The sequence below is a fragment of the Acinetobacter pragensis genome, assembly GCF_001605895.1.
Taxonomy (GTDB): domain Bacteria; phylum Pseudomonadota; class Gammaproteobacteria; order Pseudomonadales; family Moraxellaceae; genus Acinetobacter; species Acinetobacter pragensis.
The window spans coordinates 236043-258210 of sequence record NZ_LUAW01000020.1 but is presented as its reverse complement, the minus strand read 5'-3'; the positions used below and the strand labels follow the sequence as shown (position 1 = coordinate 258210).

At 43.8% G+C, this 22168-nt stretch carries 20 protein-coding genes, 2 tRNA genes and 2 pseudogenes; 13 read left to right on the top strand and 11 right to left on the bottom strand.

Features of this window, described 5'->3' with window-relative positions; all coding sequences use genetic code 11:
• Window positions 1–60 precede the first annotated feature (60 nt).
• A pseudogene (locus tag AZH43_RS09760) lies at window positions 61–720 on the top strand (putative solute-binding protein); the annotation flags it as partial.
• Between the two features lie 5 nt (window positions 721–725).
• Window positions 726–1025: pseudogene (locus tag AZH43_RS18110) on the top strand (WCX domain-containing protein); the annotation flags it as partial.
• Window positions 1026–1180: 155 nt separating this feature from the next.
• Here AZH43_RS18110 and AZH43_RS09755 read toward each other — a convergent pair.
• Window positions 1181–1266 (bottom strand) — tRNA-Leu (locus AZH43_RS09755).
• A gap of 12 nt (window positions 1267–1278) precedes the next feature.
• Window positions 1279–1352, bottom strand: a tRNA-Cys gene (locus tag AZH43_RS09750).
• 153 nt (window positions 1353–1505) lie between these two features.
• Here AZH43_RS09750 and folD point away from each other — a divergent pair.
• Window positions 1506–2354: a bifunctional methylenetetrahydrofolate dehydrogenase/methenyltetrahydrofolate cyclohydrolase FolD gene (folD, locus tag AZH43_RS09745; protein ID WP_067669119.1), complete on the top strand. Its 849-nt coding sequence runs from the start codon at window positions 1506–1508 to the stop codon at window positions 2352–2354.
• A 167-nt stretch (window positions 2355–2521) separates the two neighbouring features.
• A complete protein-coding gene (locus tag AZH43_RS09740; RefSeq protein ID WP_067669117.1) occupies window positions 2522–3190 on the top strand; it encodes a class I SAM-dependent methyltransferase in 669 nt (222 codons plus the stop codon).
• Between the two features lie 52 nt (window positions 3191–3242).
• Here the strand turns inward: AZH43_RS09740 and AZH43_RS09735 are convergent, their stop codons facing one another.
• The 3 genes from AZH43_RS09735 to AZH43_RS09725 form a co-directional block, all read right to left on the bottom strand.
• Window positions 3243–3668 (bottom strand): hypothetical protein, encoded by a 426-nt coding sequence (locus AZH43_RS09735; protein ID WP_227509809.1) that lies wholly within the window; start codon window positions 3666–3668, stop codon window positions 3243–3245.
• A 185-nt stretch (window positions 3669–3853) separates the two neighbouring features.
• The gene (locus AZH43_RS09730) at window positions 3854–5185 is read right to left on the bottom strand and encodes an MFS transporter (RefSeq protein WP_106386928.1); all 1332 of its coding nucleotides are present in this window, start codon (window positions 5183–5185) and stop codon (window positions 3854–3856) included.
• A gap of 268 nt (window positions 5186–5453) precedes the next feature.
• A complete protein-coding gene (locus AZH43_RS09725; protein WP_106386932.1) occupies window positions 5454–6764 on the bottom strand; it encodes an MFS transporter in 1311 nt (436 codons plus the stop codon).
• A 277-nt stretch (window positions 6765–7041) separates the two neighbouring features.
• On the opposite strand from AZH43_RS09725, the gene glpD reads away from it, so the two are divergent.
• Window positions 7042–8607, top strand: a complete 1566-nt coding sequence (gene glpD / locus AZH43_RS09720; RefSeq protein WP_067669113.1) for a glycerol-3-phosphate dehydrogenase — start codon at window positions 7042–7044, stop codon at window positions 8605–8607.
• Between the two features lie 144 nt (window positions 8608–8751).
• Here the strand turns inward: glpD and AZH43_RS09715 are convergent, their stop codons facing one another.
• Window positions 8752–9117, bottom strand: coding sequence for a hypothetical protein (locus AZH43_RS09715; RefSeq protein ID WP_067669111.1), 366 nt, complete (start codon window positions 9115–9117; stop codon window positions 8752–8754).
• Window positions 9118–9224: 107 nt separating this feature from the next.
• Complete coding sequence (locus AZH43_RS09710; RefSeq protein WP_067669109.1) at window positions 9225–11057, bottom strand: phosphoenolpyruvate carboxykinase (GTP); 1833 nt, start codon at window positions 11055–11057, stop codon at window positions 9225–9227.
• Between the two features lie 412 nt (window positions 11058–11469).
• Between AZH43_RS09710 and AZH43_RS09705 the strand changes: the two genes are divergently transcribed.
• From AZH43_RS09705 to AZH43_RS09685, 5 genes are all read left to right on the top strand, one after another.
• Window positions 11470–12408: a diacylglycerol/lipid kinase family protein gene (locus AZH43_RS09705; RefSeq protein WP_067669107.1), complete on the top strand. Its 939-nt coding sequence runs from the start codon at window positions 11470–11472 to the stop codon at window positions 12406–12408.
• Complete coding sequence (locus AZH43_RS09700) at window positions 12389–13159, top strand: metallophosphoesterase family protein (RefSeq protein ID WP_067669105.1); 771 nt, start codon at window positions 12389–12391, stop codon at window positions 13157–13159. Before AZH43_RS09705 ends, AZH43_RS09700 begins: the two co-directional genes overlap by 20 nt.
• Before the next feature lie 198 nt (window positions 13160–13357).
• On the top strand, window positions 13358–13648 hold the full coding sequence (locus tag AZH43_RS09695) for a co-chaperone GroES (protein WP_067669103.1): 291 nt from the start codon (window positions 13358–13360) through the stop codon (window positions 13646–13648).
• Window positions 13649–13715: 67 nt separating this feature from the next.
• Window positions 13716–15350: a chaperonin GroEL gene (groL, locus tag AZH43_RS09690; protein ID WP_067669101.1), complete on the top strand. Its 1635-nt coding sequence runs from the start codon at window positions 13716–13718 to the stop codon at window positions 15348–15350.
• Window positions 15351–15492: 142 nt separating this feature from the next.
• Window positions 15493–16650 carry a helix-turn-helix transcriptional regulator gene (locus AZH43_RS09685; RefSeq protein ID WP_067669099.1) on the top strand — a complete coding sequence of 386 codons (1158 nt, stop codon included), beginning with the start codon at window positions 15493–15495 and terminating at the stop codon, window positions 16648–16650.
• Between the two features lie 139 nt (window positions 16651–16789).
• Here AZH43_RS09685 and AZH43_RS09680 read toward each other — a convergent pair whose 3' ends face one another.
• Window positions 16790–18001 (bottom strand): hypothetical protein, encoded by a 1212-nt coding sequence (locus tag AZH43_RS09680; protein ID WP_067669097.1) that lies wholly within the window; start codon window positions 17999–18001, stop codon window positions 16790–16792.
• A gap of 203 nt (window positions 18002–18204) precedes the next feature.
• Window positions 18205–18690, bottom strand: a complete 486-nt coding sequence (locus AZH43_RS09675; protein ID WP_067669095.1) for a copper resistance protein NlpE — start codon at window positions 18688–18690, stop codon at window positions 18205–18207.
• Between the two features lie 264 nt (window positions 18691–18954).
• On the opposite strand from AZH43_RS09675, the gene AZH43_RS09670 reads away from it, so the two are divergent.
• Window positions 18955–19542, top strand: a complete 588-nt coding sequence (locus tag AZH43_RS09670; protein ID WP_067669160.1) for a 1-acyl-sn-glycerol-3-phosphate acyltransferase — start codon at window positions 18955–18957, stop codon at window positions 19540–19542.
• A 128-nt stretch (window positions 19543–19670) separates the two neighbouring features.
• Here the strand turns inward: AZH43_RS09670 and AZH43_RS09665 are convergent, their stop codons facing one another.
• Window positions 19671–20012, bottom strand: coding sequence for a hypothetical protein (locus tag AZH43_RS09665; RefSeq protein WP_067669158.1), 342 nt, complete (start codon window positions 20010–20012; stop codon window positions 19671–19673).
• 353 nt (window positions 20013–20365) lie between these two features.
• Between AZH43_RS09665 and AZH43_RS09660 the strand changes: the two genes are divergently transcribed.
• Together AZH43_RS09660 and AZH43_RS09655 are read left to right on the top strand one after the other, a co-directional pair.
• Window positions 20366–20752, top strand: coding sequence for a hypothetical protein (locus tag AZH43_RS09660; RefSeq protein WP_227509803.1), 387 nt, complete (start codon window positions 20366–20368; stop codon window positions 20750–20752).
• 193 nt (window positions 20753–20945) lie between these two features.
• Window positions 20946–21200 (top strand): hypothetical protein, encoded by a 255-nt coding sequence (locus tag AZH43_RS09655; RefSeq protein ID WP_067669093.1) that lies wholly within the window; start codon window positions 20946–20948, stop codon window positions 21198–21200.
• Between the two features lie 6 nt (window positions 21201–21206).
• On the opposite strand, the gene AZH43_RS09650 is transcribed toward AZH43_RS09655, so the two are convergent.
• Window positions 21207–21938, bottom strand: a complete 732-nt coding sequence (locus AZH43_RS09650; protein ID WP_067669091.1) for a sulfite exporter TauE/SafE family protein — start codon at window positions 21936–21938, stop codon at window positions 21207–21209.
• Between the last annotated feature and the right edge of the window lie 230 nt (window positions 21939–22168).

Sequence of the window (22168 nt, the reverse complement as noted above, 5' to 3'; positions counted from 1 at the left end):
TGAAAAAATCTGCCTATATTCGGTGCTTGAATTGAGTGAAAAGTAAACAAGGCGGAGATAATGAAAAAGGGAATTTTAATTTTATCAGCATTGGGAATAGCGGCTTGTTCAATGCAGATTCAAGCCAAAGTCAATGTCTGTGTATTTGACTTGTTGGGGAAAGCGGGGGAATCCTATAAATTGCTGGAGGAATGGTCACTGCAGAGCAAAACTTGGGGGGCAGACGTAAATTTATTGCCTTATCAGGATGAAGCCAAAGTCGAAAAAGATTTTAAAGACGGCATTTGCGATGGATTCTATATGACGTCTATGCGCGCCCGGGCCTACAATAAATTTGCGGGCTCCATTGATGCTTTAGGCGGCGTGCCCAGCAATGAGATCGCGCAAAAAGCCATCGCTTATGTGCTGGATAGCCGCAATAACAAGCGCCTTGTCACCAAAGTCGGCAATGAGGCGTATGAAGTTGCCGGTATTGGACAAATTGGTTCGGCCTATATTTTTGTCAAAGACCGGAGCCTGAATACAGTTGAAAAAGCCAAAGGCAAAAAATTTGCAATTTTGCATTATGACCGTGCGCAAAAACAGATGGTGGAGCGTATTGGCGCTGTGCCTGTGATGTCTGATATTTCCAACTTCATTCGTAAATTTAATAATAATGAGGTCGACATTGTGGCTGCGCCGGCCTATGCATTCAAGCCGTTAGAAATTTATAAAGGCTTGGGSATCCTGTCATTTTATCGCAATTGGAAGATGAAGAGGGGATTTGGTTCGGTACTGAAAAGCAGGACATTATATTTTCAGTGCGGCCAGAAGTTGCGCATTATTTTAAGCAGCGCAAATTGCTGCCTGAACAGAATATTGAAGAAGAAGATAGTACCGGCGCGTTGATGATCCGCTGTCAAATCCGTCATGAAATGCAGCTGTTGCCTTTGGTGCGCTATTGGATTCCCTATATTAAAATTATTCATCCGGCGCATTATCAGGAAAAGTTGGAAAAGGGGCTGCGTCAGTATTTACAGCCCTGATCAATACGATTTAGAGCCGTATACTTTATAAAGAGCGTATAGCGCTCTTTTTATTGGTTTGATGTTTGTATAATTGAAAGATTCTTAAATTTCAGGCATAAAAAAACCAGCATAATGCTGGGTCTTTTATTGCACCATTTTAAGAAGTATTAAAATGGTGCCCGAGGCCAGACTCGAACTGGCACGCCTTGTGGGCGGGGGATTTTAAATCCCCTGTGTCTACCGATTTCACCACTCGGGCATTTTAACAAGATGGAGGCGGAGGTCGGAATCGAACCGGCGTACACGGAGTTGCAGTCCGCTGCATGACCACTCTGCCACCCCGCCATGTCTTGTTGATGCGTATATTAGCAAGCTCTGAAAAAAAAACAATAGCATAGCGATGCTGTGTGCGCATAAAATCAGCATATAGCGAAAAATATTTAAAATAATCATGTATTATGTGCAAAATTGATTCATATCATCACTGGGAGATGTGCCGTGGCATTAGTTTTAGACGGTCGCGCATTGGCGAAGCAAATTGAAACTGACTTGTTAACCCGCGTAGAAGCGCTGAAAGAGAAAACAGGCCGGACTCCAATCCTTGCGACTATTTTAGTCGGTGACGATGGCGCATCTGCAACTTATGTGCGCATGAAAGGGAATGCTTGCCGCCGTGTAGGTATGGATTCATTAAAAGTTGAGTTATCGTCAGAAACGACAACAGAGCAATTGCTGGCTGAAATTGAAAAGCTGAATGCGAATCCTGATGTTCATGGTATTTTGCTGCAGCACCCAGTGCCTGAACAAATTGATGAGCGCGCGTGTTTCGATGCAATCTCTCTTGCTAAAGATGTCGATGGCGTAACCTGCCTCGGATTTGGCCGTATGGCTATGGGTGAAGCGGCGTACGGTTCTGCAACTCCTGCAGGCATTATGACTATTCTGAAAGAAAACAGCATCGAAATTTCAGGCAAACATGCTGTCGTAGTGGGCCGCTCTGCAATTTTGGGTAAACCGATGGCGGCGATGCTCCTTGAAGCGAATGCAACAGTGACCATTTGCCATTCACGTACACAAGATCTGGCAAGCTTTGTGAAGCAAGCCGACATTATTGTGGGTGCGGTAGGTAAAGCAGAATTGATTCAAAAAGATTGGATCAAGCAAGGCGCAGTGGTTGTTGATGCGGGTTTCCATCCGCGTGATGGCGGCGGTGTCGGTGACATCCAATTGGCTGGCATTGAAGAGATTGCTTCTGCGTATACGCCAGTTCCTGGCGGTGTAGGCCCAATGACCATTACCACTTTGATTCGTCAAACTGTTGAAGCTGCTGAGAAAGCTTTGGGTTAATTTCATTGGTATGTTCCTTCTCCCTCAGGGAGAAGGCTAGGATGAGGGTGATTTTTTATAAATAATCCTCTCCCTAACCCTCTCCTTTAAAAAGGAGAGGGAACTTCCAATCTTAATTTAGGCTTTTATGACACTAAAATTCTGCATATTCGAAAAATAAAATTCCAATGAGCTGTACTTTTCAATTCCCTAAAGCACCTGAACATCTTCTAAAAGCCTTGCATGATGTAATTCCAAACTGCGAATTGCATGCACAGCAATTGCCTGAAACGCCAATTTCCCTTTGGCTGATTCCTCCGGTATTTCCCACAGATAAGCTGGATGATGAGGTGATTCGCCGCATCTGGAATGATACCCCATACTGGATTTTTTGCTGGGCGTCCGGACTGGCGATGGCGCAATGGATTTTAGCCGAACCGCATCATGTTAAAGGCAAAGTTGTTCTCGACTTTGGCGCAGGGTCAGGCGTGGTCGCCATCGCCGCGAAAATGGCAGGGGCGAAACGTGTCATTTGCTGTGATATTGATACCGTCAGTTTGGATGCCTGCCGTGCCAACGCAGAACTGAATGACGTCGAGCTTGAATACTTAGATGACCTGTATAAAGCGCCGCAAGTGGACATTTTATTGGCGGCCGATGTGCTGTATGACCAATGCAACCGGTTTTTTCTTGATGAATTCTTAAAATTTTCGTCAGAAGTATGGGTTGCGGACAGCCGGGTGAAAAATTTCAGCCATCCTGAATATGCAAAACTGGAAGAACGCAGCGCAACGACATGGCCTGATTTAGACGAGTCCCCAGAATTTAGAAATGTCAGTTTTTATAAGACGCTATAAATAGCGTCTTATTTTTTGTCCGGATTTATCAGTTAAATGCAGGGTTTTTAGATTAAGAGCAGGTGTAGCGCACAACACGTAAAGTTGGAGGGCGCGCATCCAGCGCTTGCTGAGCGCCTAAGTTGTCTGAGTTGCGCAGATCAGGGGTGTTGGATAAGCCAATGCTGGTGCGGCTGTTGCCAATTTGACGGCCAAACTGTTCAGCTGGCGCTGCAGCTGGGTTGGCAATTTCATTAATACTCAAAATGGTGAGTTTGAAAGTTTTATTCACCCCCAGTACTTTTTGGCACGCCCGCTGTAATTTATTTTCATCCAGCTGCTGATTCTGACGGCCAGCCAAGGTGTAAGCCAATGTTGCTGAATCTGCAGACTTATTTTCAATTTGATAGCCTGAATGTCCGTTATATGCGCGCGGAGCGCTTTGGCATGCTGTTAAAGTGATTGCCGCCATACCCAAAGCCAATAGCTTATATGTGATTTTCATGCGTTTCTGCCTATGTTGTTATTTTTAAAGTATGCCATAGCCGGATGCATTTCTCGATGATGAATTTGCTTGAATCTTCAACAATGGCATGTGCATGCGTGATTAAAAAAGCCTTCTGCTTTGGACAAGCAGAAGGCTTTTAATTTTTACGCTAAAGCAGTGAAGCTAAATCAATGACATTAATTGTCAGTAATCATGCTGTGCTTTTTGGTATCTTTCATGAAAACGTATGTGAGTAACGATAAGCCAATCATGAAGGTAATGTAGTAGAAGAAGTAGTTTTCGTGGCCTGCACTTTTAAAACTTAAAGCGACCAGTTCTGCTGTACCGCCAAAAACGGTATTGGCAATCGCATAAGGCAGCGCAACGCCCAAAGCGCGGATATGCGGCGGAAACAGTTCAGCTTTCACGACAGCATTAATTGCGGTATAGCCAGTCACAATCACCATTGCGCTCATGCACAGGAAGAACGCAGTCATTGCATCGGTCGTGCCGCTTAAGGCATTAAAGATTGGCACAGTGAACAGTACACCCAGTACGCCAAAGGCAATCATAATCGGCTTGCGGCCAATTTTATCAGACAATGCGCCGACAGCAGGCTGAATCAGCATGAAGATAAAAATCGCTGCAGTGGTGATTTCTGTCGCTGTGGTTTTTTCAAAGCCTGATGTATTGACCAAGTATTTTTGCAAATAGGTCGTAAAGGTATTGAACGCCAGCGTACCGCCGGCAGTCAGCATAATGACTGTAAAGGCTTGTTTAGGATATTTTGTGAATAACGCCAGAGCGCCAGATTTAGGACCGCCATTTTTGGCCTGCGCCTGCGCTTCTTTTGACGATTGAGTTTCGACTAAGCCGCGGCGGATCCAGAACACTACAATAGCAAGCAAAGCGCCAATGAAGAACGGAATACGCCAGCCCCATTCACCCAGAGCCTGTTCAGAAAGATTGCGCTGTAAAATAATCAGCACGCAAAGCGCCAGCAATTGGCCTGAAATGAGTGTGACGTACTGGAAGCTGGAAAAGAAACCGCGGTGGTTTTTACCGGCCATTTCAGTCAAGTATGTTGCGCTGGCGCCATATTCACCGCCAACACTGAGGCCTTGAAGCAAACGTGCTAAAAGCAGAATTGCGGGAGCGAGCATGCCGGCGGAATCATAGGTAGGCGCACAGGCAATCATTAATGAGCCGATACACATCAATGATACAGAGATGGTTAATCCGGCTTTGCGGCCTTTACGGTCAGCGTAAATTCCCATGATCCATGCGCCAATTGGACGCATCAGGAAGCCTAGAGCAAAAACGGCTGCAGCTTGCAGGAGTTTGACAGTGCTGTCGCCTTCGGGGAAGAATTGAGGTGCAAAATATAAGGTAAATGCAGCGTAGACGTACCAGTCGTACCATTCGACTAAGTTGCCGGCAGAACCGCCAAGGATAGATTTGATACGAGTTTTTTTATCAAACTGCTCAGGCGCAGCTTGAGTGGGAGTGTTTGACACATCATTCTCCATAGAATGAAGGCAAAATACATCCATTTAAGTTCTATTTAAAAACTTAAATATATATATTTTGTTGAAATGGGAGATGGGAGTATATTTTTTTAATTTATACGCTTCTTCTCACATAAAATCATGCGACTTTAGTCTTAATCATGATTTATTTTTAAGCATTTATTTAGTTTTTTTAAATGAAATTTCAATAAAAAATAAAAAACCTCTCTCATGAAAGGTTTTTATCGTCTACTGATTAATGCAGATAGGCTGCTCTATCTTGTTAAAATCAATGTTCTTTAATTTGTGAATGGTGCTTGGTGTCTTTCATAAAGATATAAACCAGCAGGGATATAAAAATCATGATGGTGACATAGATAAAGAACCAAGATTCATGTCCGGCTTGCTTAAAGCTCAGTGCAAAAAATTCTGCGGTACCGCCAAAAATGGTATTGGCCAGCGCATAAGGCAATGCTACCCCTAAAGCGCGGATATGGGCTGGAAACATTTCAGCTTTAACGACAGCATTAATTGAGGTATAGCCTGTGACAATAATTAAGCCGGCTAAACACAGCCAAAAAGCAGTCCAGTAATCCTGTGTTTTTCCTAAAGCATCAAATAAGACATAGGTAAACAGGACACCCAGCACGCCAAAGGCAATCATAATCGGCTTACGGCCGACGCGGTCTGACAGTGCGCCGGCTGCTGGCTGCAGGCACATAAAGATAAACAAAGCCAAAGTTGTAATTTGTGTAGCGGCAGGTTTGCTGAATCCAGATGTATTGACCAGATATTTCTGCAGGTAGGTGGTGTAGGTGTAGAAAGCTAAAGTACCGCCTGCAGTTAAAAATAGTACAGTAAAGGCTTGTTTCGGATAATGTTTGAATAAAGCAAATAAGCCGGATTCAGGTTTGTCTTTTTCTTGCTGCGCATTTTTAAAGGATTGCGTCTCCATGAGCCCGCGCCGAATGCGGAAGACGACAATCGCCAGGCATGCGCCAATAAAGAAGGGAATACGCCAGCCCCAGTCATGCAGCTGCTCTTCGGTCAGCACCCATTGCAAAATAAGCAATACACACAGCGCAGTCAGCTGACCGGCAATCAGCGTGACATATTGAAAGCTGGAAAAGAATCCGCGCCGGTTCTTTTCGGCCATTTCACTTAAATATGTCGCGCTGGCGCCATATTCTCCGCCGACACTGAGGCCCTGAATCAGTCGGGCAATGACCAGAATAATCGGTGCAAAAATACCAATTTGGTCGTGGGTGGGTGATATTGCAATGAGTAATGAACCTACGCACATGAGGGTGACGGACAGTGTCAGGCCCGATTTCCGGCCTTTTTTGTCGGAGTAAACCCCCATAATCCATGCGCCGATTGGACGCATGAGAAAACCGACAGCAAAAATAGCAGCGGCCTGCAGCAGCTGAGCGGTCTGGCTGCCTTTGGGGAAAAAAGCATGCGCAAAATATAAGGTAAATGCGGCATATACATACCAGTCATACCATTCGACTAAATTGCCGGCAGAGCCGCCGAGAATGGATTTAACACGTGTCTTGGTGTCTAAATTGGACTGAACCACCGTTTCTTCTGTCATCATGAAAATCCATTTTTTATTCTGTTTCTTTATTTTATGCTTCAAAATTGGATGAAATGTAAACAAAATAAACAATTTGTATGTGAAGTGTTCTTTTGAATTGGCTGTCACAGGCTTGTTTTGAAATATCTCTCATCATAAGCAGCCTAAAGGTTTATCTGCTTTTTACGAAAGATTTCATACCGTTTGCCGCATGTTTTTGTTATGTTGAAAGCAAGATGATAACAATGGCAGTGCTGCGGTACTGAACAATAAAAATACGGCTGTTGCGGAGGCGCATATGAATGAACATCACATCCTCTATGATCTTGCTGTAATTGGCGGCGGCATTAATGGCGCAGGTATTGCGGCCGATGCTGCGGGCCGCGGCTTATCCGTATTTTTATGCGAAAAAGATGATTTGGCGTCACATACTTCATCAGCCAGTTCTAAACTGATTCATGGCGGCTTGCGCTATTTAGAGCATAAAGAATTCAGGCTGGTTCGGGAGGCTTTGGCGGAACGCGAAGTGCTGCTGGCAAAAGCGCCGCATATAATTCGGCCCATGCGGTTTATTATGCCGCACCAGCCGCATTTACGCCCAGCTTGGCTGATCCGTACAGGGCTGTTCTTCTATGATCATTTGGGCAAGCGGGAAAAGCTTGCAGGTTCCAATTTAGTTGAATTTCAGCAAGACAGCAGTCCATTAAAGGATGAGATGACGCGTGGTTTTGAATATTCAGACTGTGCGGTAGATGATGCGCGTTTAGTTGTATTGAATGCAATGCAGGCGCGTGAACTGGGTGCAAAAGTGGTGACGCGTACGCAGTGCCTTGGCGCGCAAAGGGTGCTGAATAAAAAAGAACAAAGTGAAAGCGGGAATGTGGAAAAGGAACAAAGCATCTGGCGCATTGAGCTGGAAAATGACAGGGGCCGATATCACATACAGACGAAGGTTTTGGTGAATGCTGCTGGGCCATGGGTTGCACAGTTTATCCAGCAGGATTTACAGTTGAAGCCGCCTTATGGCATCCGTTTGATTCAAGGCAGTCATTTGATTGTGCCGAAGCTTTATCAAGGCGATAAAGCCTACATTTTGCAAAATGATGATCGGCGTATTGTTTTTGTCATTCCTTATTTAGATCGATATACCTTGATCGGCACAACGGATAAGGAATATTTTGGAGATCCGGATAATGTGGAAATTACGCCAGAAGAAATAGATTATTTGCTGGATGTGTCCAATGCGCATTTTAAAACACAGCTGTCATATGCAGATATTGTCAGCACATACTCTGGCGTTCGGCCGTTATGTGATGATGAGTCGGATAATCCTTCTGTGGTGACGCGTGATTATACCTTGGCGCTGAGCCATGAAACAACAGATGAGGCGCCGCTGCTTTCTGTGTTTGGCGGCAAGCTGACCACATACCGTAAATTGGCCGAATCTGCGCTGGAGCATTTGAAGCCTTTTTTCCCTGATATGAAAAAGCCTTGGACGCAAAATTCTGTGCTGCCGGGTACGGAAAATTTGAATTCAGTTGAGGAATTGGCTATGCAAATACAGGAAAAAATCAGCGGTGTGCCTTTTGCGCTTGCATCACGCTGGGCGCATGCGTATGGAACCAGAGTTTGGGAGTTTTTAAATCAGGCATCTTCAATTCATGAGCTGGGACAAGATTTAGGGCATGGATTGTTTGCGCAAGAAGTGGATTATTTGGTGGAGCAGGAATGGGCGGTGAATGCCGAAGATATTTTAAAACGCCGCACCAAGCTGTATTTGGAATTCTCTACAGATGAAACGCAGCAGCTGGATCGGTATTTGCAAGAGCTGCACCAACGGCGGGCGCAAGGCGATGCCGCTTAATTGGATTAAGGCTCATGTGAATAATAGTCAGGGATGTTCGCTTTAACTTTGCAGACTTTGTTTAAGTTGGATGAATAAAATCTATACTGTGTGGGGCAAAAAAAAGCCGCAATTAAAACTTGCGGCTTCTTTGCATGCTGGTGATTAAATCTCAACACCGCCCAGCGCTTTGCAGTTGAAAGGTGTATTCCATTTTACCGCTGTGCCCCAGACTACAGGGCGGACCATACGCCAAGGCCAAAAGCCAAAACGCTGGCTGGCATTGTAATTGATCACGACATCACCGCCGACTTGATGAGCGCGTTCAATAAAACGCGGATAAACCTCTACCACGCTGCCATAGGTGCCTTTAGCAGCCTTGATGTGCTTTTTAATTTGATACTGGCTTGCGTCTGGTTTGCCTTTAATGGTGCAGATGTGCTGCTGTGGCTTTTGTACTGTTTCTTGATTGGCTGCCGCAAAGCCGGATGTGCTCATTAAAAGAATTGAAGCACTAAGAATTTTAAACATAATGAATTGCCTGTTGGCCTGTAAAAGGAGTTTTTATAAAGTGGTATCAATTTTAATATTCAAAAAAAGACCGCATAAAGCGGTCTTTTTAATAGCTTAATCAAAGATTAAGCAGATTTTTTAACAGCTTCTAAAAGTTCGTCTTGACGCGCTTTTAATGCTTTTGGCAAACGGTCGCCCAGCTTGTCGAACAATTCAGTGTGGCTTTCAAGTTCTTTGATCCACTGGTCTTTGTCTTGCGCAGTTACAAGATCAAATTGTTCTTTAGTGAAGTCAGAACCAGTCCAGTTCAATTGTTCATAAGTTGGAACGCGGCCAATTGGAGTATCAATTGCAGTCGCGCGGCCTTCACAGCGGTCAATGATCCACTCAAGAACACGCATGTTTTGACCGAAACCAGGCCATACAAAGTTGCCTTCAGCGTCACGGCGGAACCAGTTTACGTTGTAGATGCCAGGAAGCTTGTTGCCAGCAGCGGCAGCTTTAGCGCCAACTTCTTCACCAAGTTCTAACCAGTGGCTGAAGTAGTCAGCCATGTTGTAACCCGCAAATGGAAGCATTGCGAATGGGTCACGGCGAACGATACCTTGCTGGCCAACAGCAGCGGCAGTTGTTTCAGAGCCCATAGTTGCAGCTTTATAAACACCGTCAACCCAGTCAAATGCTTCTGAAATTAGAGGCACTGTGTCTGCACGGCGGCCGCCGAAGATGAACGCAGAAATTGGAACACCGGCTGGATTTTCCCAGTCAGCATCAATTGAAGGGCATTGACCTGCAGATACTGTAAAACGGGCATTCGGATGCGCGGCTTTTTCACCAGCAACGTGCGGCTGACCTTTCCAGTTAGTCAGGTTGGCAGGCGCTTCTTTAGTCAGGCCTTCCCACCATACTTCACCGTTGTCAGTGACAGCAACGTTTGTATAGATCACATCTTTAGTCAATGTCGCCATACAGTTCGGGTTTGTCTTGGTATTTGTACCAGGCGCAACACCGAAGAAACCAGCTTCTGGGTTAATCGCGTATAAACGACCGTCTTCACCTGGTTTGATCCAAGCAATATCGTCACCAACTGTTTCGATTTTCCAGCCTTCGTAGCCAGCTGGCGGAATCAGCATTGCAAAGTTTGTTTTACCGCATGCAGAAGGGAATGCCGCTGCGATGTAGTGTTTTTCGCCTTGCGGGTTTGTCACGCCGAGGATCAGCATGTGTTCAGCTAACCAGCCCTGCTGACGGCCCATAGACGATGCAATACGTAAAGCTAGGCATTTTTTACCCAACAAAGCGTTGCCGCCGTAACCAGAACCGTAAGACCAGATTTCACGGGTTTCTGGGTAATGAACGATATATTTTTCAGGGTTGCAAGGCCATGCAACGTCTTTTTGACCCGCTTCAAGCGGCGCGCCAACAGTATGTACGCAAGGAACGTATTCACCGTCAGTACCCAGCACGTCATAAACAGCTTTGCCCATGCGGGCCATTTTACGCATGCTGACAGCAACGTAAGGAGAATCTGTTAATTCGATACCGATGTGTGCAATATGAGAGCCTAAAGGACCCATAGAGAACGGAACAACGTACAGCGTACGGCCTTTCATTGAACCGTCGAACAAGCCATTCAGGCGGGCACGCATTTCAGCTGGAGCTTCCCAGTTGTTTGTTGCGCCAGCATCTTCTTGCTTTTCTGAACAAATATAAGTACGGCCTTCCACACGAGCAACGTCAGAAGGATCAGAATTAGCAAGATAAGAACCAGGATGTTTTTCTTGGTTAAGCGCTTGCATAGTGCCGTTAGCGATCATCAAGTCGATATAACGTTGATTTTCTTCTTCGCTGCCGTCACACCATTCAATTTTCGCTGGTTTCGTTAATTTTGCAATTTCTTCCACCCAAGCAATAAGCTTAGGGTGACGAACGAATTCTGGTGCGTTCACTTGGGTCATGGTGAGGCCTATCTCAAATATGTACAAACTGTACAAAGTATAATCCGAGCAACGGGGTACATTGCGCAGATGAAATATGAAAAAAAGTGGCGCTATTAAAGCATAATTTCATAAAAAAAATAAGACTAAAGATGGGGTGGATTTATTTTGGAATATTATGGTATTTAGCTTAATTATTTATGATAAACAATCGGTTATAAGTTTTTAGCTGTAAAATTAAACACATTTATAAAATTTATGGGTATTATTCATTTTATTAATTTTATTAAAAAACATAATGTTAGTATTTTGTTTTATTTGAGAATCGTTATTGATTAAATAAATGGTGGTAATTCGATTTTTACATAAAGGAACAGTTAAATGCTGATAAATTCGACAAAATTAGAATAATAGCTTTATAAATGCATAAAAAATGTCAAATCAAACGCAGCCGCTCTCAATTATTTATAATCAGAATTCGGGTTTTCATGCCGCGAATAAAGATGAAATTTATGAAGAGCTTATTCGTTTGTTGACATCTTATGGCTATGAAATTCAATCTTTTGAAATGAGCCAGTTTCCCAATTTTGAAATATTAATGCAGAAAGTGCTGTTGCGGCATCAAGAAGCTGGCAATTTAGGCGTTGTGGTTGCTGCCGGAGGCGACGGCACATTAAATGCAGTTGCAGGGTATCTGATGAAAACTCAAGTGCCTATGGGGATATTGCCTTTGGGTACATTTAATTATGTGGCGCGGGTTTTGGGCATTCCTTTAGATATTTTAGATGCGGCCAAAGTGATTGCGGAAGGAACAGAGCGTCCAATTCATACCGCTTTAATTAATGATCAGATTTATTTGAATAATGCCAGTTTGGGCTTATATCCTTTATTTATACAAAAGCGTGAACTATATAACCGGCATTTTGGCCGCTTTCCTTTAAATGCCTATACTTCCGGCTTGGATGTGCTGATTCGAGACCGCAAAGAGCTGAAACTTCAGATAGAGGTGGATGGCGTAAAATATCCTGTGAAGACACCGCTGATCTTTTTTGGCAATAATCAGCTTCAGCTGGCCGATTTGAACCTTAAAATTGCAGAAAGCGCCGCGCAAGGCAGGGTCGCTGGTGTGGTCGTAGCGAAGAGCGATAAATTAACTTTATTTAAAATGCTGTGGCAATTGGTGAAAGGCAATTTAGAAAAGGCGCCGGATGTGTACAGCTTTGATGCAGATCAGGTCGTGATTCATTCAAACCGCAAAAAATTGACCGTCGCGGTGGATGGCGAAATAGTCGAAATCAAACCGCCGCTGCAAATCCGCGTGCAAAAGAACGCATTAAAGGTGAGGGTGCCGCATGCTGCTGCATCTGTCTGATTTGCATTTTGGCACCGAGCGCCAAAATTGCTTACGCGCCATTCAGCAATTTTGCCTTCAGCATCAGCCCGAAGCTGTGGTGGTGAGCGGTGATTTGACGCAGCGCGCGCGCTACCTGCAGTTTTTTGCCTGCAAGCAATTTTTAGACAGTCTGAACTTACCTTATTTGGTGGTGCCGGGGAATCATGATATTCCGCTGTATCATTTATGGAACCGTATTTTTAATCCATTCGCACGCTATCAGCTATTTTTTGGCAAGATGGAAACCGTGCTGGAAACTGAGCATTTTTATATTGCAGGCGTCAACAGCATTCGCCGCCGCTACCATACCCGAGGCCATATTTCTTTAGAGCAAATTCAATATATAGATGCCAAGCTGCGTCAGGCGCCTGCAGATAAGCTTAAAATTATAACTGCGCATCAGCCGTTCTATACTTCTCCTGAAGATCCGCATGGGGTCAGTGACTGCCCGTTAATGGGCCGTATCGCCTTGGAAACATGGAGCAAAAGCGGTTTATATGGGCTGCTTCATGGTCATTTGCATCAGCCTGCCGTCTACGACTTGAATCAAATCTACCATTTAGGCGCACAGCATCCTGTGCTGGACATTCATGCAGGCACTTCCACGTCATACCGTCTGCATGCAGGGCTGCCGAATAGTTTCAATACCATCGATCAGCAAGGTGATGTAGAGCATTATTTATTTGACCAGACGTCTCAGCAGTTTTTAAGCAACCGTGTGGAGCGCTGAACAGGGTTAAATTTTCATTGCAGATGAAATTTGAATAAAAATAAGACAATTTTTGAAATATTTTTTAATTTTGCCCTTGAAGCGTTTTTTTCCATCCCCACAAAAGTGTCATATCAAAATTTTGTTGATGACCTAGGAATAAGAAGTCATCTTCACATCGTAATCAATGACATTCTGAAAATGTCTATGGAGCTAGAAATGAGCAAGATTCGTCCTTTACATGACAACGTTGTGATTCGCCGCGTAGAAAAGGAAACCAAAACTGCAGGCGGTTTAATTTTAAGCACTTCTGCTGCTGAACAGCCGGCTCAGGGTGAAGTTATTGCAGTCGGCAATGGCAAAGTAACAGACAATGGCGTACGCGCATTAGACGTTAAAGTGGGCGACAATGTGCTGTTCGGCGCATATGCAGGCACTAAAGTAAAAGTAGAAGGCGAAGAGCTTCTAGTCATGAAAGAGTCTGATATTTTGGCGGTTCTTGAAGGTTAATTCAGAACATTCATATGCTGTTTAAGCAATATAATTGATTAAAATTTAAGAATATTTGGAGTTTAGCATGTCAGCTAAAGACGTAAAATTCGGTGATTCAGCACGCAGCAAAATGATTGCTGGCGTTAACGTACTTGCAGATGCAGTCAAAGTAACTTTAGGCCCTAAAGGCCGTAACGTTGTGATTGACCGTTCTTTCGGCGCACCGCACATCACTAAAGATGGCGTAACCGTTGCGAAAGAAATTTCTTTAAAAGACAAGTTTGAAAACATGGGCGCGCAATTGGTTCGTGAAGTTTCTTCAAAAACCAACGACATCGCGGGTGACGGTACAACTACTGCAACTGTATTAGCTCAAGCAATTTTAAACGAAGGGATCAAGTCAGTGACTGCTGGCATGAACCCAATGGATTTGAAACGCGGTATTGACCTTGCGGTTAAAGCATTGGTTGCTGAAATTAAAGCGACTGCTAAACCTGCTTCAGATACTAAAGCGATTGAACAAGTCGGCTCGATTTCTGCTAACTCTGACACCACTGTCGGTAAACTCATTGCGCAAGCAATGGAAAAAGTGGGCAAAGAAGGCGTGATCACTGTTGAAGAAGGTTCAGGCTTTGAAGATGCGTTGGACGTTGTTGAAGGCATGCAGTTTGACCGCGGCTATATCAGCCCGTACTTTGCGAACAAGCAAGATACTTTGACTGCTGAACTGGAAAATCCATTTGTTCTGCTTGTTGATAAAAAAATCAGCAACATCCGTGAATTGATTACAGTATTAGAAGCTGTAGCTAAAACAGGCAAACCGCTTTTAATTATTGCTGAAGATGTTGAAGGCGAAGCGCTGGCTACACTGGTTGTGAATAACATGCGCGGCATCATCAAAGTATGTGCGGTTAAAGCGCCTGGTTTTGGTGACCGCCGTAAAGCAATGCTGCAAGACATCGCAATCTTGACTGGCGCGACTGTGATTTCTGAAGAAGTTGGCATGACTCTAGAGCAAGCTTCTCTTCAAGACCTAGGTACAGCGCATAAAATTACAGTTTCTAAAGAAAACACTGTGATTGTGGACGGTGCTGGCGATGCGGCTCAAATTGCTGAGCGTGTAACGCAAATCCGTGCGCAAATTGAAGAATCGACTTCAGAATACGACAAAGAAAAACTTCAAGAACGCGTTGCTAAATTGGCAGGCGGTGTTGCAGTCATCAAAATTGGTGCGGCGACTGAAGTTGAAATGAAAGAGAAGAAAGACCGTGTTGACGATGCGCTGCATGCGACTCGCGCTGCGGTTGAAGAAGGTGTGGTTGCGGGCGGCGGTGTTGCGCTGGTACGTGCAGCGTCTGTACTTGATGGCCTGGTTGGTGTAAATGATGACCAAAACGCAGGGATTAACATCTTGCGCCGCGCTATTGAAGCGCCTTTACGTCAAATCGTTGCGAATGCGGGTGATGAGCCTTCAGTTGTAATCAATGCAGTGAAGGGCGGCGAAGGTACTTTCGGCTACAATGCTGCAACTTCTGAATATGGCGACATGCTGGAAATGGGTATTCTTGACCCAGCTAAAGTAACGCGTTCTGCACTTGAACATGCGGCTTCTGTTGCCGGTTTAATGCTGACAACTGAATGCATGATTACTGACATTCCAGAAGACAAGCCAGCGATGCCTGATATGGGCGGTATGGGCGGTATGGGCGGCATGATGTAATTCATAGCATCCATCCGATCTAAAAAAATCCCCGCATATGCGGGGATTTTTTTATCTTAATTATTTAATAAATACTGTAGTTTTGACTTTAGAAAATATACAGATATTATTTAATAATACTTAAGTATTGTTGGGGTGTTGAATGAACCCTGAAATTGAAAATGCGATTATTGGGGCTGTTTATGATGCTGGGCTGGACGCCTCACTTTGGCCTGAAGTAATGCATCAAATTGTCGAATATACCCAAAGCAAAACTGCAATTTTAACCGCCCTTGGCCGGCTGAATCCAAATTATGACTTTGTGCATACATGGAATATTCCACCTGCCGGGGTAGATGCCTATCAAAATGAACAAATTAAGCTGATTGACATGAAACTGCATCTGCCGCTGTGGAAGCGGATGGGCATTGGCGATGTTCTGAATCAGGACTGGAGGAGCTATGTTGCAATGCCGGATCAGGATGAAGGTATCTTTTATGATAAATGCCTTAAAGCCAGTGGTATTTGCTATGCCGCAGGCGTGCTGCTGGATCAGGGGGAATACCGGTGGGCAGTACTGGGGATACACCGGACACCTGCTGAGCCGAGTTTTCAGCAGGAAGAATTAGACTTTTTAAAGCGCATTGGGGTGCATATCCGCAGAGCATTGCAAATTCACAAGCAGCTCAGTTTTGCCAGAATTGAAAACCATAATCTTTACAATATGCTGGACAGTATTAAAGTCGGCATCATTTTAGTGGATGAATACCGCAGATTTTATTATTCCAATAAGCGGGCGCAGCAGCTGATGGAATGCAGTCAGATTTTTGAATTTGACCAGCAGAATAAAATTTGCGCGGCAAAGCAATATCAAAAAAAAATTGAGCAGCTGGTGCATACGGCGCAGACGGAGCTGAATGGGAACAGCTGCGGTGTTGGTGGTGTGCTTGCGCTGAAAAATGAACAAGGGCGGCAGTTCATGGTGACTGTGACATCTTTCAGCAACATGAACAGTTTGGCCAATTTAGTCGATCAGCGACAGAATTATGTTGTGCTTTCTATTTCAGAAATGGGACAGCATTATACTTTGGCTACGGCGTTCTTAAAGGAAAGCTATGCGCTGTCTGCCAGAGAATGTGAAATCTGCGAGCTGTTTGTGAACGGCATAAATTTAGAAAAAATTGCGGAAAACTGCAGTTTAACCCTAAGCTCTGTCCGAACTTATGTCAAAAATATTTACGCCAAAATGCAATGCAATTCACAGGCAGAACTGCTGCATAAATTGATGGGCATGACCATTCATTTTGAGCACGTTCATTAAAACCAGCTTGAACGCATAATTCACAACAGCTTGCAAAAGAGCGGGCAAAGAAACGGAAAAAGACCTTGGGCAAGCCAAGGTCAGAATGCGGTTTAAGATATTAAAATTAAACCGGCTGCAAGATTAAATCTGAAGACGGTTAAAACCGTGTAAAGCTGACTGAGTCTTCACCTTCATGCTGAATGGTGAAGGTTGAACCGTTAATGCTGTAACTGAAATTATCAAGGTCTGGCGGTGAGTAAGAGGAGTCAACCAGCCCTGAACAGCCATTGGTATCATATTGCATGCTTGTAGCTTTCAATGTGCCATTGCTTGCTGTGTATGTGCCAGATTCAATGCCCGGCGAACTGCATTCATTTCCTGTGACTTCTACAAAAATATATGAACCGTCACTGAAGAATGTGACAAGCTGGTTGTCAGTTTTCCAAGAGCCGGCAAGGTTACCAGCAGTATTTTCAACCCGTTTAAATGTATAGGTTTCACTCCCTTCTTTCAGTGCAAGGGTATCTTTGTCAGCGCCATACGCTAATGTGAAGCTGTCCTGAGGATGTGATAAGCCCCATTCGCCATTGGTATCTATTTCAAAATCCTGCGTATGGCTGAATTCACCGCTCACAGGATCCCAGCTCATTTGGCCTTTTTCAATGCCGGCTCGTCCAGAATCGTCTGCGGCAGCGGTTTCACCCAAGACAAAATTAAAGACTTTCCGGCCGTTTGACACGTCTGTAGTTCCGTCGATGTACAGTACGACTTTACTGTTTTCCGATGGAACTTCTAAGACCCAAACACCGGTATTGTCTTGAATAAAGCTGTCAAAGAAATTGCTTTTAGCCGTGCTTTCAGAAACTAAGGTTAAGCCTGAATTTTGCAGTACTTGCAGCAAGGTCGCATCTTGTATAAACGATTCTGTAGGCAAGCTTAAGTCAATGGTTTTATCTTTTAATGCCGTAACCGCGGCATCGCTAATGGTGATGCCATTGCTGTGATTTTGGTCGGCATCTAAAGATTGAAGTAAAATCAGCAGGTTGGTTCGGACAGTTTCATCGGCAGACAAATCTATAGGGGTAACATATGCTTGCGCTGCTGAGCTTCCAAGCTTGATATCGCCTACATAGAATGTGACAGAATCACCAGCTTTGTATTTAAACTCCCCAAGAGAATTTGTATTTCCAGTAATGCCGCTGGTCGTTTCATAGCGGACATTTTCAACAGGGCCATCTGTTAATACACCAGTCAGCTGGCTGGAAGCAGGCGGAGTGCTGGTATTGCCGGATGAGGAATCATCATCTGAAGATCCGCCGCAGGCGGCCAATAAGCAGCTTAAACTGAGCGCCAATAATGCCTTTTTCATAAGATTGCTCTTGTTCTTGTAAAGTTCTTAGCGATCTTATGAGGAATCCTCTGTGCTTGAATATCCTAAAATGGGGAGGGATGCATTAAATATTTCAAAAAGAATGCACAAGAAAAAACGTCTGATTCTGTTCGGATCGGCGTAAAAAAATAATTTTATTCAGTGCCTTAGTCTAAGCGGTTGGGGTGTTTTTTTGCGTATTTTCAATGAGTGTCTTTCATCAGTTTATAGTTTAATTGACTGTCGATCGCTTTTCCTGTTTGCAGATCCCGAGCCTCGGCAAAATTTTCACTAATGAAGAATTTACGGTTTTCTGCCGCTTTGTCTAAAGTGATAATTGAGGAATTGCTGGCATCAAAACTGAACGCGCCTTCACTTTTAAATTCTTTTCCGCTGCCTTTGCCTAGATATTCTTCTTTTAATTCATAAGTTTTATCAGACTTTAATTCAAGCTCCATTTTTATGCCTTCACAGTCTGCGCAAGGAAGAACTCCTTTGTACTCGCCAGCCCAGTAGAGAGATGTCTCTGCATGTTCACCCGCAGCCGGTGTTGACCTGATTTTTGTGCTTTCAGATGCTGTTTGAGCAGTTTGCTGTACGGGAGCTTGTACTGCTGTGTTGTTTTCAGGTTTAGAGCAGGCCGTTAAAGTGAAACTGCTGAATACGAATATAAAGAGGACTTTGTTCATAGGGCTTAGCTTTTTGATTATTCAAAGATATCAATTTAAACAGGAGTCAAAATAATAAAATGGGCTTCTTGTAACGCCGTGCTGTATATCTAAATTTAAACAGCGTTTAAAACAGCAAAAGTTTGCCAAACAAAGAAAGGATGAATTGCTTAATTATTTTATACATTTATATATTAATTGATTGATTAATGTTCAACCTGGGCTGGTTTAATTATTTATTGCCGTTAGAATTTGCGCCTGATCAAAGTGTATACGGTACAGCGCGTGTTTGAAAAATTTGCAGAAAAAAGCCTGAATATGATGGGGTGGGAAATTGATAATCATTGGCCGCTGGATTTAGCGCAATGTGTCATGATCGCCGCGCCTCATACCAGCAATTGGGATGCGCTCTATGCACGTTTGGCATTAAAAGCCTTAGGGGTGAATGTCCGTATTACAATTAAAGACAGTTATATGAAATTTCCTGTCGGGCCATTTGTTCGGGCCATGGGCGGCATTGGCATTGACCGCAGCCCTAAAACCGCCGGCGAGCAGCGTTTGAGCATGGTGGAAGTCATGAGCAATCTGTTTAAAGAGCATGCTGAGCTGGTGATGCTGGTTACGCCAGAAGGCACGCGCGCAAAGCAGGAGAAATGGAAAACCGGTTTTTATCATGTTGCCTGCACTGCAGGGGTGCCGATTGCTTTAGCCTATATGGATTATGAAAAGAAAAAAACTGGCGTCGGGAAAATTGTCTATCCTACAGGTGACTATGAAAAAGATATGGCTGAAATTATGCAGTTTTATGCGCAAATCAGTCCTAAGTTCCCTAAAGATTTCAGTGTAGACAGCCGCTACTATTCAGCAGAATAATATTTTAAGCAGAATCATATTGGATAGCGTTTCCAGTCTTGAAATCAGGGAATTAACTGGATATCGCAAAAAAAAAGCCGGACGATAATCCGGCTCTTTTTATATACGCGCATACGGCTGAAAAAATTTTACTCGCCGCTTATCTGCTGAACGTCTTGTGAAATGCCGCCTAAATTTTGGCAGGCTTCTTTATAAATATCATATTGCTGCTCAATCACGGCGGTTAGGGGGATATTGAAAAGCTTTTCACCGTTTTTATAGCTTTCTATATAGCCGGCGGCTTTTTGCTTTGAACTGTGCAGAGACTGTTCATGATAGCTGGTAATTGGACTATGGGCCATTTGGGTGCTTTCAATGTTGCCGCATTGAAAATGAGTCAGCAGTTTTTCTGCTTTTTTTATATCACGCGAAGTGCTAATCGAGCAGCCAGCCAAGACGACAGCTGTGGCAAATACGGCGAGCGATTTCATAATTTTAATAATGGGGGAAATATTGAGGGTCGACATTATAGTTTTTTTTGAGCGCAGAGTTTTCATTAAGGATTTTTGTTTGGTGGAATAATATCCACTTGGGGCATATGTAAATAAGGTAAGCGCATAAGAGTGCTCAAATTGGTTCAATAGTCGCTTGTACATACTGCACAGCGCCTTGATCTTGCCGGATAAAAGCAAATAGCGTTGCAGGCAAGATAGACATGCCGCTATGTTTTTAATATAACTGATTTAATTGAATTGATTTTTAAGAATGTTTTTGCATGTTTTATGTATGCAGATTTAATCCTTGGGGCTGCCTTCATGCACTGCTGCTGAGTATGGCACTCGGCATGTGTCCCAATACTGCATTTGGCCAGATGCGGAATGGCATTATTGTCATGGATGAAAGCTTAGAGAATTTGACTGAGCAGGAACAGCGGAAATTGGCTTTACATACAGAAAATAAACAGCAGGAATATGGACTGCTGAATCATTCATTTTTTGAAAATGATTTATTTGAAATTTATAATTATACGGCCTATGAAACGGGCGCCGCGCAAAATAAGTTTCTATTGGGCGATGCTGAGCACATCGGCTTGCAGGATTTCGGCATTTCATTCGGTTTTGGCATGAAACTGCGGTTGAGCCGCAGGCACAGTATCGGATATGAGTATTTATCCAATTTTCCTTATGACCGCGGGCAAATTATCCGCGTATATTGGAATGCGCTATTTTGAAAATGCGATAAAGATACAGGCGCTTTGATCTTAGTTTTGCGCTCAGCAGCATCTTTCATTGCTTTGCCTATATGCTTTGACGCTTGTTGAAGTACCTCAACAGTACGCAGCTTTACAGTTCTTCCATTATTTCTGCAACATCTCAGACAATAATTCCTCAACTGCATGAATGCTTCAATAAACGTCTTAGCCTATGCAATTAAATCTGCTTAAAAAACCATTTGCGGTGTTGTGTCTGATCTTGGCCAGCAGCAGTTATGCAGCTGCTGTACCTGCAGATATTCAAGAGATAAATGCGCCAATAGCTATTCAAGCTCCAGAGCATAAATATCAGCTGTACAATGATGGACAGTGTTCCCAGTCCGATGATTCAGACATTAAAGAGCTGCGTGAAGAGGAAGCGCCTATTCGAGATGCTAGGCCAATAAAATTGGCTCGGCCGTATTAAGCAGTATTAAATTAAGCTGGTCAGCAGCAAAAAACAGCCTGAAGCAAACAGCAGGCTAAACACTGTATGCTTGAATTGCCGCTCTGAAATCTTGTAAAACAGCTTTGCGCCCAAAATTGCGGGAATGCTGACGGTCAGCAGCAATACCCCCATATAAGGCAGATGTATGCTGTGAATTGTGCCTTGCAGCAGGTAGCTCAGCAGAGTGAAAATCTGAATAGCAAAGTTGAAATGGCGTAAAATGTAGCGCTGTTCCTGCTTCGGCAAATGTTTCAGCATGACCCAGGCAGAGGGCAGAGAACCGCAAAATCCGCCAAGGCCGCCTAAGATCCCGCCAATAAATCCAACACTGCTGTCAGCAATTTTTCCCGAATGCTGAATGGCTTTAATTTGCGGATTAAACAGCATGACTGGGCACCACAGGACTAAAAACAGCCCCAAGACCAATTTAAAAGTATCGGGGTTAATGATTTCAAGTAAATATGTGCCTAAAGGCACGCCTGCCAAACCTGCAATAATATAAGGCAAAAGTAATTTCTTAGAAAAATAATGTTTTTGTTCATTCAGCAGTGAAATCATGTGGCTCCAAAGTGACGCGAAGACCACCAATGGCGCTGCCAATTGCGGCGGCAAAACCCACACCCAAAACGACATGGCAATTAATGCGAATGCAAAACCTGTGAGCCCCTGAACAAAACCAGCAACTACCGCGCCAAAAATAAATAAAAGCCAAGTCATAATTGATTACAGTGAAAAAGCCTCAATAGTGTAAAGGCATTTGCATGCAGCTGTGAAATAATTCTTTCGGCTGGCGCACGCCCGAAGGCGGTTAATTTTAAATAAGCCATGCAGGGTAAAAAGGCGGAATACGCTGCAAAATATGAAGTATTCACTACAAGAAACTGACATTAAATTCGATTCATCTTCATCACTATGCGCAATACTGAATTACAGCAAACAAGATATGC

What these genes read in the sequence shown, in the direction of transcription:
- AZH43_RS09740 (WP_067669117.1), top strand. Translation starts at nt 2,522, where the DNA reads ATGAGCTGTACTTTTCAATTCCCTAAAGCACCTGAACATCTTCTAAAA.
- AZH43_RS09730 (WP_106386928.1), bottom strand. Translation starts at nt 5,185, where the DNA reads ATGGAGAATGATGTGTCAAACACTCCCACTCAAGCTGCGCCTGAGCAG.
- AZH43_RS09725 (WP_106386932.1), bottom strand. Translation starts at nt 6,764, where the DNA reads ATGATGACAGAAGAAACGGTGGTTCAGTCCAATTTAGACACCAAGACA.
- glpD (WP_067669113.1), top strand. Translation starts at nt 7,042, where the DNA reads ATGAATGAACATCACATCCTCTATGATCTTGCTGTAATTGGCGGCGGC.
- AZH43_RS09715 (WP_067669111.1), bottom strand. Translation starts at nt 9,117, where the DNA reads ATGTTTAAAATTCTTAGTGCTTCAATTCTTTTAATGAGCACATCCGGC.
- AZH43_RS09710 (WP_067669109.1), bottom strand. Translation starts at nt 11,057, where the DNA reads ATGACCCAAGTGAACGCACCAGAATTCGTTCGTCACCCTAAGCTTATT.
- AZH43_RS09705 (WP_067669107.1), top strand. Translation starts at nt 11,470, where the DNA reads ATGTCAAATCAAACGCAGCCGCTCTCAATTATTTATAATCAGAATTCG.
- AZH43_RS09700 (WP_067669105.1), top strand. Translation starts at nt 12,389, where the DNA reads ATGCTGCTGCATCTGTCTGATTTGCATTTTGGCACCGAGCGCCAAAAT.
- AZH43_RS09695 (WP_067669103.1), top strand. Translation starts at nt 13,358, where the DNA reads ATGAGCAAGATTCGTCCTTTACATGACAACGTTGTGATTCGCCGCGTA.
- groL (WP_067669101.1), top strand. Translation starts at nt 13,716, where the DNA reads ATGTCAGCTAAAGACGTAAAATTCGGTGATTCAGCACGCAGCAAAATG.
- AZH43_RS09685 (WP_067669099.1), top strand. Translation starts at nt 15,493, where the DNA reads ATGAACCCTGAAATTGAAAATGCGATTATTGGGGCTGTTTATGATGCT.
- AZH43_RS09680 (WP_067669097.1), bottom strand. Translation starts at nt 18,001, where the DNA reads ATGAAAAAGGCATTATTGGCGCTCAGTTTAAGCTGCTTATTGGCCGCC.
- AZH43_RS09675 (WP_067669095.1), bottom strand. Translation starts at nt 18,690, where the DNA reads ATGAACAAAGTCCTCTTTATATTCGTATTCAGCAGTTTCACTTTAACG.
- AZH43_RS09665 (WP_067669158.1), bottom strand. Translation starts at nt 20,012, where the DNA reads ATGAAATCGCTCGCCGTATTTGCCACAGCTGTCGTCTTGGCTGGCTGC.
- AZH43_RS09660 (WP_227509803.1), top strand. Translation starts at nt 20,366, where the DNA reads ATGTGTCCCAATACTGCATTTGGCCAGATGCGGAATGGCATTATTGTC.
- AZH43_RS09655 (WP_067669093.1), top strand. Translation starts at nt 20,946, where the DNA reads ATGCAATTAAATCTGCTTAAAAAACCATTTGCGGTGTTGTGTCTGATC.
- AZH43_RS09650 (WP_067669091.1), bottom strand. Translation starts at nt 21,938, where the DNA reads ATGACTTGGCTTTTATTTATTTTTGGCGCGGTAGTTGCTGGTTTTGTT.